Below are 16,128 nucleotides of genomic sequence, written 5' to 3' on the forward strand. Positions count from 1 at the left end.
ATGGACACGCTGCCAGCCCTGCACGCGACCGACATCAGCCGCCTTGAAGCGCATCATCATGAGCTTCTGCAACTTTGTCTCCAGCTGGAGGAAATCGCGGGCGATCTCGAATCCGATGCCTCGATGCAGGAGTACTGGCGGATCGCGAAGCTCATTCCCCGCCTTGTCAGCGAAACCCATGCGCTTGAGGAAGAGGTGCTTTTTCCCGATTTCAGTCGGCAGGCTCATTCGCATTTCGCCAATGCCATCATCGAACGGCTGAAGGCGGAACATCGTTGCGACCGGATGGCTGCCGAGGAGTTGTCGCAGACCCTGACAGCGGTTGCAAAAGGGTGCAGCAATCTTGCCGCCGACACGATTTCATACATGATGCGTGGTTTTATGGAGAGCGTGCGCCGCCATATCCTGTCAGAAAAGTTGATGATAGAGGCGCTGCTGGCAGCAAAATCCGAGCAACGGGAAGTCTTCGGGTGATGCGAAGATAATGTCCCTATTTCTTTGAAGGAAAATCAATTATCTAATTATTTATTGTATTTTAACTGCGTTACGCTGGACGCTTTCCGCCAGTATTTCCTGTTTTCTACTGACTTTATTGCTCGCCGTCTGCAAGTCGTCTCACACCTGACATATTGAGAACGGTCAGTTTCTGGCGTCCACCACGAACGAGCCCTTGGGCTTCCCAGCTGGTGAGAATGCGTGACACGGTATGCAAGGTTGTTCCAGTCATTTCGGCGATATCCTGCTTCGTGATCGGAAAATCGATTCGAATACCGTCGTCTTCTTTTCGTCCGGCATGACGTGCAAGGCGCAGGACCGTGTGGGCGACACGCCGTTCCACTTCTTCCGTCGACATTTCACGGATGCGCGTGTGGGCTTCTTCCAGTCTTTTGCCGATCGTCTGGATAGCGTTCATTGCCAGACCGGGATTCTGCTCGACAAAATAATCCCAAAGCTCTGTCGGCCAAGCCAGCACAATGCTTTCCGCGACGGCGATCGCCGTGCCGGGATAGTCGCTTCTTTGCAAGGCTTTGGCAAACCCGAACAGATCGCCCGGATGCACCATTCGGACGATGATCTGCTGTCCGTCCGGCGTCACCTGATTGACCTTCAGCCGCCCGTGCAGGAGGAGGTAGAAAAGAACAGCATCGTCGCCCTGTTCGAAGATCGCTTCTCCAGGAAGAACACGCTTTGTAGTTGCATAGGAAACAAGCTTGTCCAGTTCACCGTCACTCATTTTGGCGAACAAAGACAGTTTCCTGACAAGTCCGCGATCTATCATGGACATTGCGTTTCTCACACTCCAAAATCCTGCATCTACCTTAGCACAGCAAAGCGGGCTTGGAATTGTTTTCGGAGCCGGAGACCGGGCATTCACAGTTAATCCCTCATGCGCCGATGTTCTGGATGCGCTTCCACATCACAGCATACCAGCGGTTGTCGCGAACCAGCCGGAAACCGAGATTGTCCGGCGGTACACCAACGCTGCATCCCCCGGTTTTCGGGTTGCGAATGAATGAACTCATGGCCGCGCGGTGCTTGCCATTGACGACATAAACGCCGCAAGCCGGCATTTCCGCAACCTGCTTGCCATAGGCATCGATATTGACGCGGCGGTGGCAGGTCTGGGTCCATTCCCACACATTGCCTGCAATGTCGGCTACGCCCAGTTCGTTGACACCGAAAGCGCCGGCGGGGCGTCTGGCAGGGTTCCTGTCCAGCTTGCGGGCACTTTGTTTTTCATAATCTCTCAGCCAGCGCAGTGCCGGATTGGCTGCAGCATCATCCTCGATGCCAAGCGCATCGTCGGGAAAGCGTGACCCGGCGGCGAACGCCCACTGCTCGTCTGTCGGCAGATGCCAGATATCGCCAGTTTTTCGCGAAAGCCAGCCGGCATAGTTTTGCGCATCATCATAGCTGACGCCTACGATGGGGCTATCTTCTGTGGATGCATCGTGATTATGCGGCAGAGCTTCGGCAGGCTGACAGTCACCATCGGCGACGCAACGTTCGTAGTCAGTCGTGCTGACCTGATATTTCATGATCTCGAATGCCCGTTGCAGCTTGCGGGTCGTCAATGGGGCATCGACAGGATAATTGTTCTTCTGAAAATCGCCATCCGCCCGATAAGTCATGGTGCGCGGCGCGATGACAATCGTCTCGGGACCGACAGTCGATGCGCCCGGCATTGAGTGATCCGCACGCCCGACTGCGTCAACGACAAACAATCCTGCGACGACTGCTAGCACAACCGCCGGGATGGCTACGGCAAGCTCGCGCAGGCAGGTTTTTCCTTTGCTTTCGTTCATCGGATATCAGGGGACCGTATCCATCCGGGAGGCAGATGGATACAGCCCCGAGCCTTTCATCCTAAAACATCGTTCAGTTGGAGCATGTCCCCCAAACGTGGGAACCGCTCCAGGTTTGCCAAAGGCGCTATGGGAGGCAAGGCGCCTTCATGCATTCGCTTTACATGCCGGATGGCGCGAGAACCGAGGTCATCAGGTCGTCGTTCCATTCACCTGTGACCTTGAAATGGGCAGCGGCGCCGAGTTCAAAAGCCTCGATCAGATTATGGTTCACATAGGCATAGATGCCGGGCTGCCGGAACGTATAGAAAGCTGCTCCGGCCGCGCCGCCCGGAATGAACCAGGTTTCCTGATCGACATCCGGCGGTGTGTTGAACTTGCCGGTTGACCAGACATAATCCCCGTGGCCTCCGATCAGATGCGGTCTCGTATCGCGGTTGGCCTGAGAATGGACGATCAGGACTTTCTCGCCGACCGCTGCCGTCATGGCCTTGTCGCCGGTCAGTGCGCCGACAGCGCCGTTGAATACGACATGGGTTGGGGTGAGGGTGCGCATGACCTTAACCGTGTCTTCATAGGCGTCACCGGGCGCATCATATTTCTTGTATTTCCCGTCCTCGTCGCGCGGCACGTAGAAATCCTGTTCGCCGACATAGTAGACCTTGTCGTATGTCAGGGCTTTTCCCTTGCCGTCATGCAGTCCCTCGCGCGGCAGCACCATAATCGCACCATTCATGCCCGATACGACATGCCAGGGAACCATTCCGGGAGGTGCGCAGTGATAGACAAAGACGCCGGGCTTCGTCGCCTTGAAGCGCAGAATAGTCTTTTCACCCGGATTGATTTCGGTTAGTCCACCGCCGCCCAATGCGCCCGTTGCAGCGTGAAAATCAATATTGTGCATCAGCGTGTTGGTTTCGGGATTGATGAGGGTTAGCTCGACATAATCGTCCTGATGCACAACCATCAGCGGTCCCGGAACGGTGCCGTTGAATGCCATGGCATGGACTTCGGTTCCCGCATCATCGATGACGATCTTCTTTTCCTCGATCACCATTGTGAATTCAACCACCTTCGGTCCGCCCTCTGCAACCTGACTGTGGGCATGCACGAAGGGGGGATCCACCAACTTGACTTTCTGGCGTGGGAGTGCGGCTATTTCTGCTGCACTTGCCTTTCTCATTGCGCCCTGTCCCCAGGCGGATGTGGTTGCCAGAACCGGCGCAAGTGCCCCGGCCAGGGCGGCTCCTGCCAATATGCTACGGCGGCTGATTTGCATCTGGTCGACCATCGATACTCTCCTTTACGATAGGACCGAGCATTTCCTGCTCTGTCATGGCGACTATAGAAAGGGTCGTTTCGATGGTCCTTGACTGCGATCAAGGTGGTGCAGAAAGTTGAGTAATAATAATTGTTAAATATCAAATAGTTAATTCATCCGTTTGATATATGTTTCGCTTTGTTTGCGCTGGAGCAAAGGCTGAAACGAAGAGGTTTGAGCAAAAGAGAAACCAGCGAACAGATTGGTAGCGTTCGCTGGCTTTGGTGACGGGGATTTATGTGCCTGGCGATTAATCTCCAAATCGTGCTTGCACTTCAGGCATCGCCATTTCTGGAATCCACTCCGGTTCGTAGGTCAGTTCGACATTCACTGCACTAACACCTTCAACAGATTCGGCGCTCGCGCGTACGGCATCGGTCAGATAACCGGCAGCCGGGCAGCCGGGTGTTGTCGTCGTCATGCTGATATCGACATTCCCGCTATCACGAATGTCGATACTGTAGATCATGCCAAGGTCCACGAGGTTGAACCCAAGTTCGGGATCGAGCACCAGACGCAGACTTTCGATAATCTGCTTCTCCATCTGGGCATGTGTGTTGTGTTGCATGATGACTACCTCGCGTCTCCAACACGGATCATGATACGATAGGCGGTGCCGGTTTCATCGAAATTGCCGATCCATTCGTGACCGCGGTTTTCGAGTTCGGGAAAGAGGAATAAAGGCTCGCGGTGCAGCAGCGCGAACAGAACTGTACCTGCGGACATATCTTCCAATTCGGCAAGAATGCACACCATCGGCTCAGGCGGCTGCATATCCGTGCAATCGAGATAACGCGACGGCTCCGGCCAGGCATCCGGCGATACAACATTATCCGAGAAACGCAATTCAGGCGTGGCATCCATCGCGGGGCTGAACAGGACTTGCCAGTCACCATTATCCAAAGACTCCGCTTTTGCGGAAAAGCCCTTCCGCTCCATGACACTGAAAAGCGGTGCCGGTTTGAATGGGGCGATCAACAAAAGACTTTGTCCCGGCGAAAGGCCGCCGACTGCATCCATGATGGCATTGAACGGTTCTACGCCGCCCTTGATCAGCGGGCGTACGTCCAGCACATGATGCGCGATGTCCTGAGCTGAGAGTGTCATTTCAATCTCCTGAAAATTGGTTCACCGGCATAGATGAGATGGGGCAGGGTTGCCCCTTTTGGCAGGCGTAGGCCGTGCGGTACATTAAGAAGCCGCCGGGCGCGGAAGAAGTGCACGATCAATGCAAGGATCGCTACAAGATTCAACATGATAGCCAAACGAAACATGATTGGATATTCGGCAATCAAAGCCAGCGTCGCCACTGCCACGCCAGTATAATAAAGAGCGAACCACTGTCGTGCGCGGCGTTCGCTGACCATATCCTGGACACGCGGGGTCGGTGCACGTCCCATGACGGGGCCATAACATTCCAGCCAGGTCAGAAACGGTACGATCTTGTAGAGCTGGGCAAGGCTGAGGCCGGTCAGCCAACCAAAAGTGAAGAGGTAGACAAGTCCGGCAATCATTGCATCGGAAGTACCTGTCCAGAACAGGGCAATTGCCAGAAGAAGCGAAAGCCCAAGTGCGATAAATGCGGGGATACTGGCGGCGCTGTTCAATTCTATCGTCTTGCGCTTGCGCTGCCGGTAGATCGTCTGAATATCGACGATATAGAGCGCGATACAGGCGATACCGGGAATGAGCGCAGCCGTCACGGCGATTTCGACCGATCCCATTCCCAAGGCGACAACGACTATTCCGACAGCAAGGATGGTCAGGGCAGCGGCACCTTCCCACCATATAATTCTGGTTGTCTGCCGCACAGCATCGGGAGACAGCATGAACATTGTGAGCAGTCTGTAGCTTACGCCCATAGCCGTGAAGGTCATCCAGCCACCAAGGCCAAGCGCAGCGTGAACCGGCAATGCCGCTCCCGCAATATCGAGCAGAACGGCTTGCTCGGTGAAGCCTGCGAGCGCGAAAGTGAAAACACTGCCAAGCAGAGCTGTTATCAAAAGACAGCAGATGCCTGCCGCAACAAAACGCGCGGGCAGGGCGATTGGGCGCGCTAGCCAGAGCGTCATGCCCAATATTGCAAAAATGACGGAGAAACCGCAGGTCAACAGGACGCCGGAGACTGGGAGCAACCATGCCGGGCTTTCCGTCAGTCCGGCCATGCCTGCAAAGGCAACGAGCAGACCGGACAGGCCCGCGACCAGCAGAAGCAAAGCAGGGAGGCTTGCCCGGCTTCCCCACAGAGATCTGTTCACCAGAACCGGCACGAATTGCAGAAGTGCGCCACTCATGAGCAGTGCAAGCCATCCAATTGAGATGGCGTGCACGATTATAAGTGTTTCAGCCGCGCGAATTCCATGACCCGGATAGCCGAAACCGCCTGCCATCAGGGCAAGTCCAAAGACGAGGAAAGCCAGCGAAGCGGTAAAATAGGAAAGGGTCCAACGGGAAAGTGTCGCGCCAATCATCTCAGTTCGTCCCGGACGTTGTGCCTATAAGACTTTAGTGATTGCCGCAGGTGCATTCATGGTCAGCGCCATGATGGCCTTTCCGGCGACCGATCTCGACCCGCCATAGCGGACCTGTTTCCTTGTAGACCCAAGAAAATATGCCTGGATTTCGGGTTTCAAGCTGGCGGCGCAGCGGCACCGGATTGTGATCGTTGATGATTTCCAGCGCTTCGCCGGGTTCAAGCGCATCGATCATCGAGAAGATCGTCGCATGCCGCGAAATCGGCGGTATGGTGCGGACATCGATTACGGGGGATAGTGAGACAGGTTCTGCCGACATCATATTGTTCCGTGGCTGTCAGGCTTCGAAGTATGATGATGACAGCCGCATCATCACTCGAGCCATTCTAGAGTGCTAGCCACGGACCGGATTTGTTGTATCTCAAAGAAAGCGCGAATTTTTTCTGTCGGTCGAAAAAAGCGTTAGCACAAGCATTTTTGGTGTGGTCCACCCTTTCGCTCGGGACCTGTCATCGATTGGTTTCGATGTGATCTCCTTTAGCAGTCGTTGTGTCGGCACTGCGCGAGCAACCGGCAAAGCGGGTCTGTTGTAAAAGTTCCAGATGAGGAGATCATCTGTTGCTTGAGAGTGCTTGCACCAGATCGGATTCCAGATCTTCCGGGTCTTCCAGGCCGATCGAGATGCGAATAAGCCGAGCGTCAATTCCCAGCTGATTTTTCTGGTCTTCAGGTACTACGGCGTGAGTCAGGGAATATGGATGCTGAATAAGGCTTTCCACGCTTCCAAGGCTGACTGCGAAGTGGAAATAACGGGTCGATGTCAGAATGCGTTCGACGCGTGTCAGGTCTCCAGAGACTTCGATAGAAATGACACAGCCAAAATTGATCATTTGATCTGCGGCCAGTTTATGCTGCGGATGGCTGGCGAGGCCAGGATACACGACCTTGGTCAATCCCAGGTCTTCAGCTCTTTGTTCGAGACCGGTTGCCAGCTTCAGCGCCGTTTCCGATTGTCGGACGCTACGTATTTCCAAGGTTTTCAGTGAACGGTGCAGAAGAGCGCAATCCGTCGGTGACATGACAGAGCCGAGGGCGTTCTGCAGATAGCCAACCCGTTCGGCAAGTTTGGCGGGTGCGTTTGCAGATACAGCGACCACGCCACCCAATAGATCCGAATGCCCGTTCAGCATCTTCGTTGCCGAATGTACAACCACATGAATTCCATGGTCGATAGGGCGCTGCCCCGCAGGCGACGAGAAGGTGCTGTCGCAAACCGTAATCGCACCGACCTGTCTGCCAAGTTCAGCAATCAATGACAGATCGACAATGCGAAGTGTTGGATTTGAGGGGGTCTCAAACCAAAGCAGAGCGGGCTTATGGTCGAGAACGGCTTGGCGCAGTGCAATTTCGTCGGAAAAGTCCACAAAATTTACATTATGTGCCGCTGTGATTGGCCTGACATCGGCCAGCAGTCGATAGACACCGCCATAGAGATCGTTATGAGCCAATATCGACGAGCCAGCGGGAAGCGCCTCCAGCAATGTTGCAGCCGCCGCAAGCCCGCTGGGAAAAACGAATGCAGCTTCCGCGCCTTCAAGGTCGGCAAGGCAACGCTCAAGGCCGTTTCTGGTCGGATTACCACTTCGCGTATAATCGTATCCCCTGCTCGTTCCTATGCCATCCTGCACGTAGGTTGTCGCATGATAGATCGGTGGAATCACAGCGCCGGTCAGGGGATCGGGTTCCTGGCCGATATGGATCGCACGTGTTGCAAAACCAGCCTGGTTGCGAGGAGGGTTCCTGGACAATTTTCCGTCTTTCTGTCGTTGGTCTGCCAGACCGGATTGGTTATTAGTTATCCGCTTTCTATCGGCGATATCCTCTCGCGTCGACTGATGTTTGCGTTGCATAGGGGCATTTTTCAGGTGAGTTCGATAATCATCGATAATTATGTTTTGAAGCGAACGCGCTAGCCAAACTCGGGGCTTCTGATGGTCTTCTGGGTGCGGGCGGTTCCACAGTATTGATCAGGTCGTCCAGCACAGTGCATTTTGCGGGTTGAGGTGCAGTCATGAACGTCATTACATCATCTGATCTGATCAAACTCTTCGACAGCTGGAAACAGCTATTTGCAGAACAGCGTGAATTCCTTATCGCGCTGAACGGCTTGGTTGCGCATCGCCGGGTTCTGTAGAACGAAATTGAACGAAAGAACATGCGATACTCTCCGATATACGTGGGGGTATTAAGGAAGAGGCGCTACCACGTGATATGTCCACCGTTCAGACAGCGCTTGGCTGTCGGCGGCACAGAACGCTCTGGCGTTGCAATAGCGGTCTTTAATAGCATATTCGGGCAGAACAGCGATTATGAGTTCGCCGATCTATCGCCAGTAAAGCATGCAATAAAAAATTTCGTTCTTCAGTTGGATGTAACGAGCATTCGAGAATTATACAGATCTTGTGGGAGCGGCCAAAAACGTTTGGGATTTTCTCTATAATGCGTTAGCGTTTCCGCAGTTCCGTGGGAGGACATTTTTAGAAAATGCGGTGGGGTAGGATCTGCAAGTCTCCCTCGCATGGTCGTGGTGCCTGCACCATGGCGAAGTTTATCGGAGTGAGGAGGGAATATGCATATTTTTAATCGGAAAACGACTGTTTCGCTGGCTACCGCTTTGGGGCTTGTCTTCGGTGCAGCGCAAGCTAAGGCCGAGGAATTTGTAAACATTCTGACCGGCGGCACCAGTGGGGTCTACTACCCGCTTGGGGTTGCGATGGAAAAAATCTATTCGAGCATTCCTGATGTGCGCCCTTCGGTGCAGGCAACGAAAGCGTCTATTGAGAATATCAATCTCATCAACAGCGGACGCGGCGAAGTTGCGTTCACGCTGGGCGATTCTCTGCGCGATGCCTATGAAGGCAATGAGGCGGCCGGTTTTAAGAAGAAGCTCACCAATCTGAGTACGCTTGCCGCGATCTATCCGAATTATGTTCAGATCGTCGCCTCCAAGGAATCCGGCATCAAAACACTGGCCGATCTTAAAGGAAAGCGCCTTTCCGTCGGTGCTCCAAAATCCGGGACCGAACTGAATGCACGTACCATTCTGGAGGCGGCCGGTTTATCCTATGACGATCTCGGCAAGATCGAATATCTGCCCTTTGCAGAATCTGTCGAACTCATGAAAAACCGCCAGTTGGATGCAACTCTGCAATCTTCCGGACTTGGCGTCGCCTCGCTGCGTGATCTTGCCAACTCGGTGGACATCAATGTTGTTGAAGTTCCCGCAGACGTCATCGAGAAAATTGGGGCGCCTTATCAGGTCAATACGATTCCGGCGAATACCTATAGTGGGCAGGACAAGGACGTCGTAACCGCTTCCGTAATCAACTATCTGATCGTTCGTCCTGATATGGATGAAGAGCTGGTTTATCAGATGACCAAGGGGCTATTCGAGAATCTCGACCAGCTGGCTGCCGCCCATTCTTCAGCAAAGGCGATCAAGCTCGACAAAAACACCATCGTGTCACCTGTCCCGGTTCATCCTGGTGCACTGCGTTACTACAAGGAAAAAGGCATAGAATAAGCTAACAGCAATTCTGTGCGGCAGACGGTGCCTGGGCAATAACCCCAGGCACCGTTCCTGACAGATGGTGCCAGATTCTTGTCAATCAGATCGTTTCCGTAACTGTTAATTTTAATGCATAGTCTGATAAAGGTTCGTTCATGACGCAGAGCGAGAACAGCGCCGTGGAATCGGCTGAACATATCCCCGCCTGGGGCACAGGCACGGGTGCTAAAATCCTGTTCGCCATCGCCGTGGCTTTTTCGGTTTTCCAGCTCTGGACTTCCGCTTATTCACCGCTACCAAGCCAGGTGGTCCGCTCCGTCCATGTCGGATTTCTGCTTCTGCTTCTCTTCGGCCTTTATGCCAATGCAAGTACAGACGCTGCAAAACGGGCAGCTTTCTGGCTGGCAGCCATCGTCGCTTTCGCACTTAGTCTCTATCACTGGATTTTCTACGAAGATCTGGTGATCCGGGCAGGCGAACCCAATACGCTTGATATCGTGATCGGCATTCTCGTTATCGCACTCGTCTTCTGGGCGGGAAAAAAGATGATGGGCTGGACCTTGCCGCTCATCTGCGCGATCTTTCTGGCTTACGGCTTGTTCGGCCAATATCTTCCGCAGCCATTCAATCATCGCGGATATGATTTCGAGCAAGTGGTCGAGGTTCTGTTCCTCGGAACAGAGGGAATTTACGGCACGCCGATCTATGTCTCTTCGAGCTATATCTTTCTTTTCATTCTGTTCGGAGCATTTCTTGAACGCGCTGGCATGATCCAGCTCTTCAACGACATTGCCATGGGAACGGTGGGCGCCTCGCGTGGCGGACCTGCAAAAGTTTCCGTGATCTCATCGGCCCTGATGGGAACGATCAACGGTTCCGGCGTCGCCAATGTCGTGACGACAGGCGCATTTACCATTCCGCTCATGAAACGGTCCGGTTTCCGCCCGGCCTTTGCCGGTGGTGTCGAAGCTGTGGCGTCGATGGGTGGTCAGATCATGCCTCCGGTCATGGGGGCCGTCGCCTTCATCATGGCTGAAACGCTTGGCCTGCCCTATGTCGAGATCGTCAAGGCGGCTATCGTTCCTGCCATTCTCTACTTCATAACCGTCTTCGTAATGGTCGATCTTGAAGCGCGGCGCCTCCGAATGAAGGGTCTCAATAAAAGCGAAATGCCGAGCGCTCTCGACGCGATCAGAAAGCGCTGGTTTCTCGTGCTGCCGCTCGTCGCATTGGTATGGCTCCTTTTCTCAGGCTATACGCCACTTTTTGCAGGCACCGTTGGCCTCAGCCTGACTGCGCTCATCATTTTGGGCGTGCCGGTTTCCGGCTCCATGTCGATGCCGTTGCGTGTGTTGTTCTGGATCGCACTCGGTGTTATGTCGGCAGCGGCTTTCGGCACGACATTCAATATCTTTGGCTATGCCCTGCGCGGCATTACGCTTATCATTGCTCTTGTTGCAGTGCTGGTTGCGATAAACTTTCTGGTGCGCGGCGGTCGCGAAACGCTGAACCTTTGCCTCCAGAGCCTTGCGGAAGGTGCCAAGAATGCGCTTCCTGTGGGCATTGCCTGCGCGCTGGTCGGCGTCATCATCGGCGTTCTGGCGCTGACCGGTGCGGGATCGACTTTTGCCCGTGTGATCGTCAGCGTTGGTGAGAACTCGCTGTTTTTCTCGCTAATACTGACCATGCTGGCCTGTCTCGTACTCGGCATGGGCATTCCGACCATTCCAAACTACATCATCACGTCCTCGATCGCCGGCCCGGCACTCCTTCATCTCGATGTGCCGCTTCTGGTGTCGCATATGTTCGTCTTCTATTTCGGCATCATGGCCGACCTCACGCCGCCCGTTGCGCTTGCAGCTTTCGCGGCGGCGCCAATCGCGCGGGAATCGGGCATGAAGATCGGCATGCAGGCGATCCGCATTGCGGTGGCGGGCTTTGCCGTGCCCTTCATGGCGGTATACGAGCCGGTTATCATGCTTCAGGAAGGTGGCCCGCTCACAGAACAGTTCGGTTTCTGGCCAGCCTTTGCCTATATGCTCGTCAAGGCGCTGCTCAGCATCCTTCTCTGGGGTGCAGCCGCAATCGGCTATCTTCGGACGCCACTGAACATATGGGAGCGTATATGGGCTTTTGTTGCCATCGCTCTGATGCTCGCCACCTATCCCTATAGCGATGAGCTTGGCTTTGCTGCCTGCGCGGCTTTCCTTGCATGGCATTTCTGGAGGTCGCGGCCCTCCGTCGTCGCGTCATCCAGTTGATGGCGGTTTGCATTGCAACGGCTGGCGGCGTTCTGAAAATCGCCGCCACGAGCTTCGTTCTCTCGTGGACGCACAGTGTCGAGAAAGTGCCGTGGCAGGAGTTCTGGAACGTCACGCCCCAGGGCCTTGTATTGTCAGAGGCCCGCATCAAGGGATCCGGCGCAGGGATGGACCCGCCCCCGGATGCCGTTCGCAAGGCTGGTTGGTATATATATCATCCGAACATTCCTCCGCGTCATGAAATTGTTCTGGCGGCCTCCGGTAAGACGGCTGGAGGCTGGACTTTTTGCTCCGATCAAAAATGTATGGAACTGGGCACGCTGGAGGAAAAACCAATCCGTATTCTCCTGTGCGACTAGCGCATGTCTCCCGAAAGCGGGAACCGGTTTGGGGATAAAGACATGCGTGAAAACAAATAGATAGAGCGGATCCATCGACTCTATTTTAACTCGAAACGCTCCAGATATCAGCGAAGACCGTGAACTATTTGATGTGACCGAGGCTGGAGATGAAAGCCCTTTGTAGGGCCGTCGCGGATGTAACGGTCTCCACCTCTGCCAAACTCCGGCTGTCGACATGTTTCATTTCAAGCTGTGGTTCCACTGATGCACGAACGCGTATCCTTATTGACTGGTATGGTAGTATGGTATATCTGAAAGCCGAGGAGAAATTTATGCAAAGCCCGTTGTTACAGCCGAAGCACGTCAGTGTGGTTGATCAGCTTTACGCCGCATTACGAGCTGCCATCATTGACAATGCGCTGTCGCCCGGCACCCGGATTTCCGAGGCGGACGTGGCCCAGCAATATGGGGTTAGCCGTCAGCCTGTGCGCGAGGCCTTCATCAAGCTTGCCAATGAAGGGTTGCTTGAGGTTCGGCCCCAGCGAGGCACGTTCGTTGCGAAAATTTCGCTGCGGGCCGTAATGGACGCACGCTTTGTGCGCGAAGCTGTGGAGGCCGACATCGTTAAGCTCCTGGCTCAATCGCCCGATTGCGCGCTTGTTGCCGAATTACGGGCCCAGCTTGTTCGCCAGGAAAAACTCATCGGCGGATCTGCTCGGGATTTCATGGAAGCGGACGAAATATTTCACCGCACTCTGGCCGAGGGGGCTGACAAGGGCAAAGCCTGGCACGTAGTCGTTGAGATGAAAGCCCAGATGGACCGGGTACGGTTTCTTTCCAGCATGCATTTTCCGGTCGATCGCCTTATCGCGCAACATCGCGCCGTCGTGGACGGAATTGCGGAAGGCAATGTCGGCGATGCTGAGCAGTCAATACGGGCGCATCTGCGAGGCATTCTGAGTGATCTGCCTATCATTGAACAGGAGCGGCCCGAATATTTTCTGTAAGGGCGCGCAGTAGCAAAAACATTATCTAGAGGAGGTAGAAATGAAACTTCGGAGTCTTACGCGTCTGGCGGCAACCTGTGTTGTTCTTGCAGTCATGGGAGGAACGTCGCTGGCGCAGGAGGTAACACTTAAACTCGGTCATCTCGCCAATGAAGAAAATATCTGGCACAAGGCTGCTCTGAAATTCGCTGAAGAGGTTAAATCTCGTACAGAGGGGCGCGTCGTCGTCGAAGTATATCCAAATGAATCCCTCGGTAAGGAAATCGACCTCATCAATGGTATGCAGCTTGGCACAGCCGATATGACCATCACCGGCGAGAGTCTGCAGAACTGGGCTCCGAAGGCGGCCTTATTAGCCTTGCCATATGCGTATAAATCTCTTGAACATATGGATAAGATTGCATCCGGCGAGATCGGCAAGCAGATCGAGGCGGAAATCATCGAGAAGGCAGGCGTTCGCCCTTTGACCTATTTCGCGCGGGGTCCGCGCAATCTTTCAGCCAATCGGGAGATAACAAAGCCGGAAGACCTGAAAGGCTTCAAGCTTCGCGTACCGAATGTGCCGATCTTTGTTGCCGCATGGCAATCGCTCGGTGCGAATCCAACCCCGATGGCCTTCTCCGAAGTTTTCACCTCGCTCCAGAATGGTACCATTGAAGGTCAGGAAAATCCGCTCGCGCTTTTCAAGTCAGGCGGCTTCTATGAGGTCCAGAAAGTCATCAACAAGACAGAACATGTTCGTTCGTGGATCTATCTGGCTATATCGGAACGAAGCTGGGGTAAGCTTTCGGAGGCTGACCAAGCTGCATTGCAGGAAGCAGCCAAGGTCACGCAGGCTTATGAACGTGAATTGTTCATAGCTGACGAAAAGGCACTCGTCACCGATCTGGAAGGCCGGGGGGTGAAGTTTGTCGACGTGGATCAGGCGGCCTTTGCAGAAAAGGCACGCGACGCCGTCATCAACTCCGTGCCACAGGAAATCCGTCCGCTGGTCGAACAGATTTTCAACGACTGAGATAACGGGGCTGCCGGATTCAATCCGGCAGCTGCCAGGTCGAGGACACCATGACAAAACTATTCAAGGGATTGGAAGGCATATGTCGCCTTCTGATACTGGCAGCATTTCTCATATTGATGGGCGCGGTGCTGTTGCAGGTCTATGCCCGTACCTTTTTGAGCAGCGCCCCGGTCTGGACCGAGGAGCTGACCAGATTCTGCCTGCTCTATATTGGTGCGCTCGGTGCGGGCCTCGCGCTGCGTAGTGGCGATATGGTCAATGTCGACCTTCTTTGCGAAAGCCTTCCTGGACGTATGCCATGGCTGCTGCGACTGATAAGCGCCGCATTAACTGTGGTTTTCGCCGTTACTCTTCTGCCTGCTGCATGGGATTATACCATGATCGGTAGCCGTCAGACTGCTCCGTCACTCGGCTGGCGTATGGATTTCGTCCACGCAACACAGCTCGTTCTTCTTGTCGCTTTGGGCCTTTGGGCATTGATGCGCATCATTGAAATGCTGTCGGGCCGTCATGACGGGCGCGCCATCCCCAATTCGGAGGAAAATTGATGGGGCTGACCCTTCTTCTTGGCACATTCGTGCTGGGCCTTGCCATCGGCTTGCCTGTAGCTGTGACATTGGGCCTTTCCTCGATGGCCTATCTTCTATTCGCAGACATCCCGTTGGTTGTCATTCCTCAGAAAATGTATGCCGGGATGGATAGTTTCGTTTTGCTGTGCATTCCGGGGTTCATTCTGGCCGGAAATCTGATGAATTCCGGCGGTATCACCGAGCGGATTATTCGCTTTGCAAATGCCCTAGTGGGCTGGATGCGCGGCGGGCTGGCCCAGGCCAATATCGCGGCCTCAATGCTTTTTGGCGGCATTTCGGGAACCGCGGTCGCCGATGTGGCCTCCGTTGGCGGCATGATGATCCCCGGCATGAAAAAGGTCGGTTATCCAGCGGATTTCTCCGCTGCCGTCACCGCTGCCTCATCAACGGTCGGCCCCATGATTCCGCCAAGTGTGCCGATGATTATCGTCGGATCGCTCTCCGGACTTTCGGTGGGCAAGCTGTTTCTGGCAGGTGCGGTTCCAGGGCTTTTGATGGGGTTCGCCATGATGGTGACGACCTATTTCATCGCCAAGAAGAAAAGCTTCCCCCGCGAGGATTGGAGGGGTGCCCGGGAGTTGCTATCTTCGTTTACCGGTGCAATTTGGGCGATTGCAATGACCGCCCTGATTGTGGGTGGCTTGCTTGTCGGCATTACGACGCCAACTGAAACGGCTGTGGTTGCTTGCCTTTACGCGGCGGTAGTGGGGCTGTTCGTCTACAGAGAATTGCCGGTAAGCCGGATACCGAAGATCATCATCGATAGCGCAATCAGCTCGGCTGGAATTCTGGTACTGGTGGGCACTGCCAATGTATTCGGCTGGATTCTCGTGGCGGAACGTATCCCGCAGACATTGGCCGACGCAGTTCTTTCCATCACCGACAACAAGTTTCTCGTTATCCTGCTGATCAACATTCTGCTTCTGTTCGTCGGCATGTTCATGGAGACGATTGCAGCTCTGATCATTCTGTTCGTACCTCTGCAGGCTCTGGCAATGGCGGTTGGTATCGACCCCCTTCATTTTGCCTGTTTTGCAGTCCTGAACCTGATGATCGGTCTGACGACGCCACCGGTCGGCGTTTGCCTGTTTGTCGCTTCCAATATTGCGCGGCTCCCGCTCTCCCCGGTAATCAGGGCAATCATTCCCTACATCATCACCAATCTGATTGTTCTTTTGATGGTCAGCTACATGCCGCCTCTGGCAACCTGGCTGCCTAACACATTGATGCCGTGAGGTGGAA

17 protein-coding genes are annotated in these 16,128 nt (G+C 54.4%); 9 read left to right on the forward strand and 8 right to left on the reverse strand.

Going from position 1 to position 16,128, the window contains the following annotated elements:
* A complete protein-coding gene (locus JNC70_RS15695; RefSeq protein ID WP_104755332.1) occupies positions 1-474 on the forward strand; it encodes a hemerythrin domain-containing protein in 474 nt (157 codons plus the stop codon).
* Between the two features lie 115 nt (positions 475-589).
* Here the strand turns inward: JNC70_RS15695 and JNC70_RS15700 are convergent, their stop codons facing one another.
* The 8 genes from JNC70_RS15700 to JNC70_RS15735 all read right to left on the reverse strand — a co-directional run bounded on the left by JNC70_RS15700 (position 590) and on the right by JNC70_RS15735 (position 7,909).
* Complete coding sequence (locus JNC70_RS15700) at positions 590-1,285, reverse strand: Crp/Fnr family transcriptional regulator (protein ID WP_104755331.1); 696 nt, start codon at positions 1,283-1,285, stop codon at positions 590-592.
* A gap of 100 nt (positions 1,286-1,385) precedes the next feature.
* Positions 1,386-2,306: an SUMF1/EgtB/PvdO family nonheme iron enzyme gene (locus JNC70_RS15705; RefSeq protein WP_104755330.1), complete on the reverse strand. Its 921-nt coding sequence runs from the start codon at positions 2,304-2,306 to the stop codon at positions 1,386-1,388.
* A 160-nt stretch (positions 2,307-2,466) separates the two neighbouring features.
* Positions 2,467-3,597: a copper-containing nitrite reductase gene (gene nirK / locus JNC70_RS15710; protein WP_104755329.1), complete on the reverse strand. Its 1,131-nt coding sequence runs from the start codon at positions 3,595-3,597 to the stop codon at positions 2,467-2,469.
* Between the two features lie 280 nt (positions 3,598-3,877).
* A complete protein-coding gene (locus JNC70_RS15715) occupies positions 3,878-4,195 on the reverse strand; it encodes a metal-sulfur cluster assembly factor (RefSeq protein ID WP_104755328.1) in 318 nt (105 codons plus the stop codon).
* Between the two features lie 5 nt (positions 4,196-4,200).
* Positions 4,201-4,734, reverse strand: coding sequence for a DUF2249 domain-containing protein (locus tag JNC70_RS15720; protein ID WP_104755327.1), 534 nt, complete (start codon positions 4,732-4,734; stop codon positions 4,201-4,203).
* A complete protein-coding gene (locus JNC70_RS15725) occupies positions 4,731-6,098 on the reverse strand; it encodes a hypothetical protein (RefSeq protein ID WP_374788656.1) in 1,368 nt (455 codons plus the stop codon). Before JNC70_RS15725 ends, JNC70_RS15720 begins: the two co-directional genes overlap by 4 nt.
* Positions 6,099-6,132: 34 nt before the next feature.
* Positions 6,133-6,420, reverse strand: coding sequence for a DUF2249 domain-containing protein (locus tag JNC70_RS15730; RefSeq protein ID WP_104755326.1), 288 nt, complete (start codon positions 6,418-6,420; stop codon positions 6,133-6,135).
* A gap of 292 nt (positions 6,421-6,712) precedes the next feature.
* Positions 6,713-7,909, reverse strand: a complete 1,197-nt coding sequence (locus tag JNC70_RS15735; protein ID WP_104755325.1) for a trans-sulfuration enzyme family protein — start codon at positions 7,907-7,909, stop codon at positions 6,713-6,715.
* A gap of 263 nt (positions 7,910-8,172) precedes the next feature.
* Here JNC70_RS15735 and JNC70_RS15740 point away from each other — a divergent pair, with 263 nt between their 5' ends.
* The 8 genes from JNC70_RS15740 to JNC70_RS15775 all read left to right on the forward strand — a co-directional run bounded on the left by JNC70_RS15740 (position 8,173) and on the right by JNC70_RS15775 (position 16,121).
* Positions 8,173-8,295: a hypothetical protein gene (locus JNC70_RS15740; RefSeq protein ID WP_280952345.1), complete on the forward strand. Its 123-nt coding sequence runs from the start codon at positions 8,173-8,175 to the stop codon at positions 8,293-8,295.
* A gap of 435 nt (positions 8,296-8,730) precedes the next feature.
* Positions 8,731-9,684, forward strand: coding sequence for a TAXI family TRAP transporter solute-binding subunit (locus JNC70_RS15745; RefSeq protein WP_104755324.1), 954 nt, complete (start codon positions 8,731-8,733; stop codon positions 9,682-9,684).
* A 140-nt stretch (positions 9,685-9,824) separates the two neighbouring features.
* Complete coding sequence (locus JNC70_RS15750) at positions 9,825-11,930, forward strand: TRAP transporter permease (RefSeq protein ID WP_104755323.1); 2,106 nt, start codon at positions 9,825-9,827, stop codon at positions 11,928-11,930.
* Positions 11,882-12,289, forward strand: a complete 408-nt coding sequence (locus tag JNC70_RS15755) for a DUF1850 domain-containing protein (RefSeq protein WP_245414740.1) — start codon at positions 11,882-11,884, stop codon at positions 12,287-12,289. Before JNC70_RS15750 ends, JNC70_RS15755 begins: the two co-directional genes overlap by 49 nt.
* Positions 12,290-12,603: 314 nt before the next feature.
* Positions 12,604-13,278, forward strand: coding sequence for a GntR family transcriptional regulator (locus JNC70_RS15760; protein ID WP_104755321.1), 675 nt, complete (start codon positions 12,604-12,606; stop codon positions 13,276-13,278).
* 40 nt (positions 13,279-13,318) lie between these two features.
* Positions 13,319-14,293, forward strand: a complete 975-nt coding sequence (locus JNC70_RS15765) for a TRAP transporter substrate-binding protein (RefSeq protein ID WP_104755320.1) — start codon at positions 13,319-13,321, stop codon at positions 14,291-14,293.
* A gap of 50 nt (positions 14,294-14,343) precedes the next feature.
* Positions 14,344-14,844 (forward strand): TRAP transporter small permease, encoded by a 501-nt coding sequence (locus JNC70_RS15770; RefSeq protein WP_104755319.1) that lies wholly within the window; start codon positions 14,344-14,346, stop codon positions 14,842-14,844.
* Positions 14,844-16,121 carry a TRAP transporter large permease gene (locus JNC70_RS15775; RefSeq protein WP_104755318.1) on the forward strand — a complete coding sequence of 426 codons (1,278 nt, stop codon included), beginning with the start codon at positions 14,844-14,846 and terminating at the stop codon, positions 16,119-16,121. The genes JNC70_RS15770 and JNC70_RS15775 overlap by 1 nt, the downstream gene beginning before the upstream one ends.
* Positions 16,122-16,128 lie beyond the last annotated feature (7 nt).

Origin of the sequence: Brucella oryzae (assembly GCF_041929965.1) — a bacterium.
GTDB lineage: Bacteria > Pseudomonadota > Alphaproteobacteria > Rhizobiales > Rhizobiaceae > Brucella > Brucella oryzae.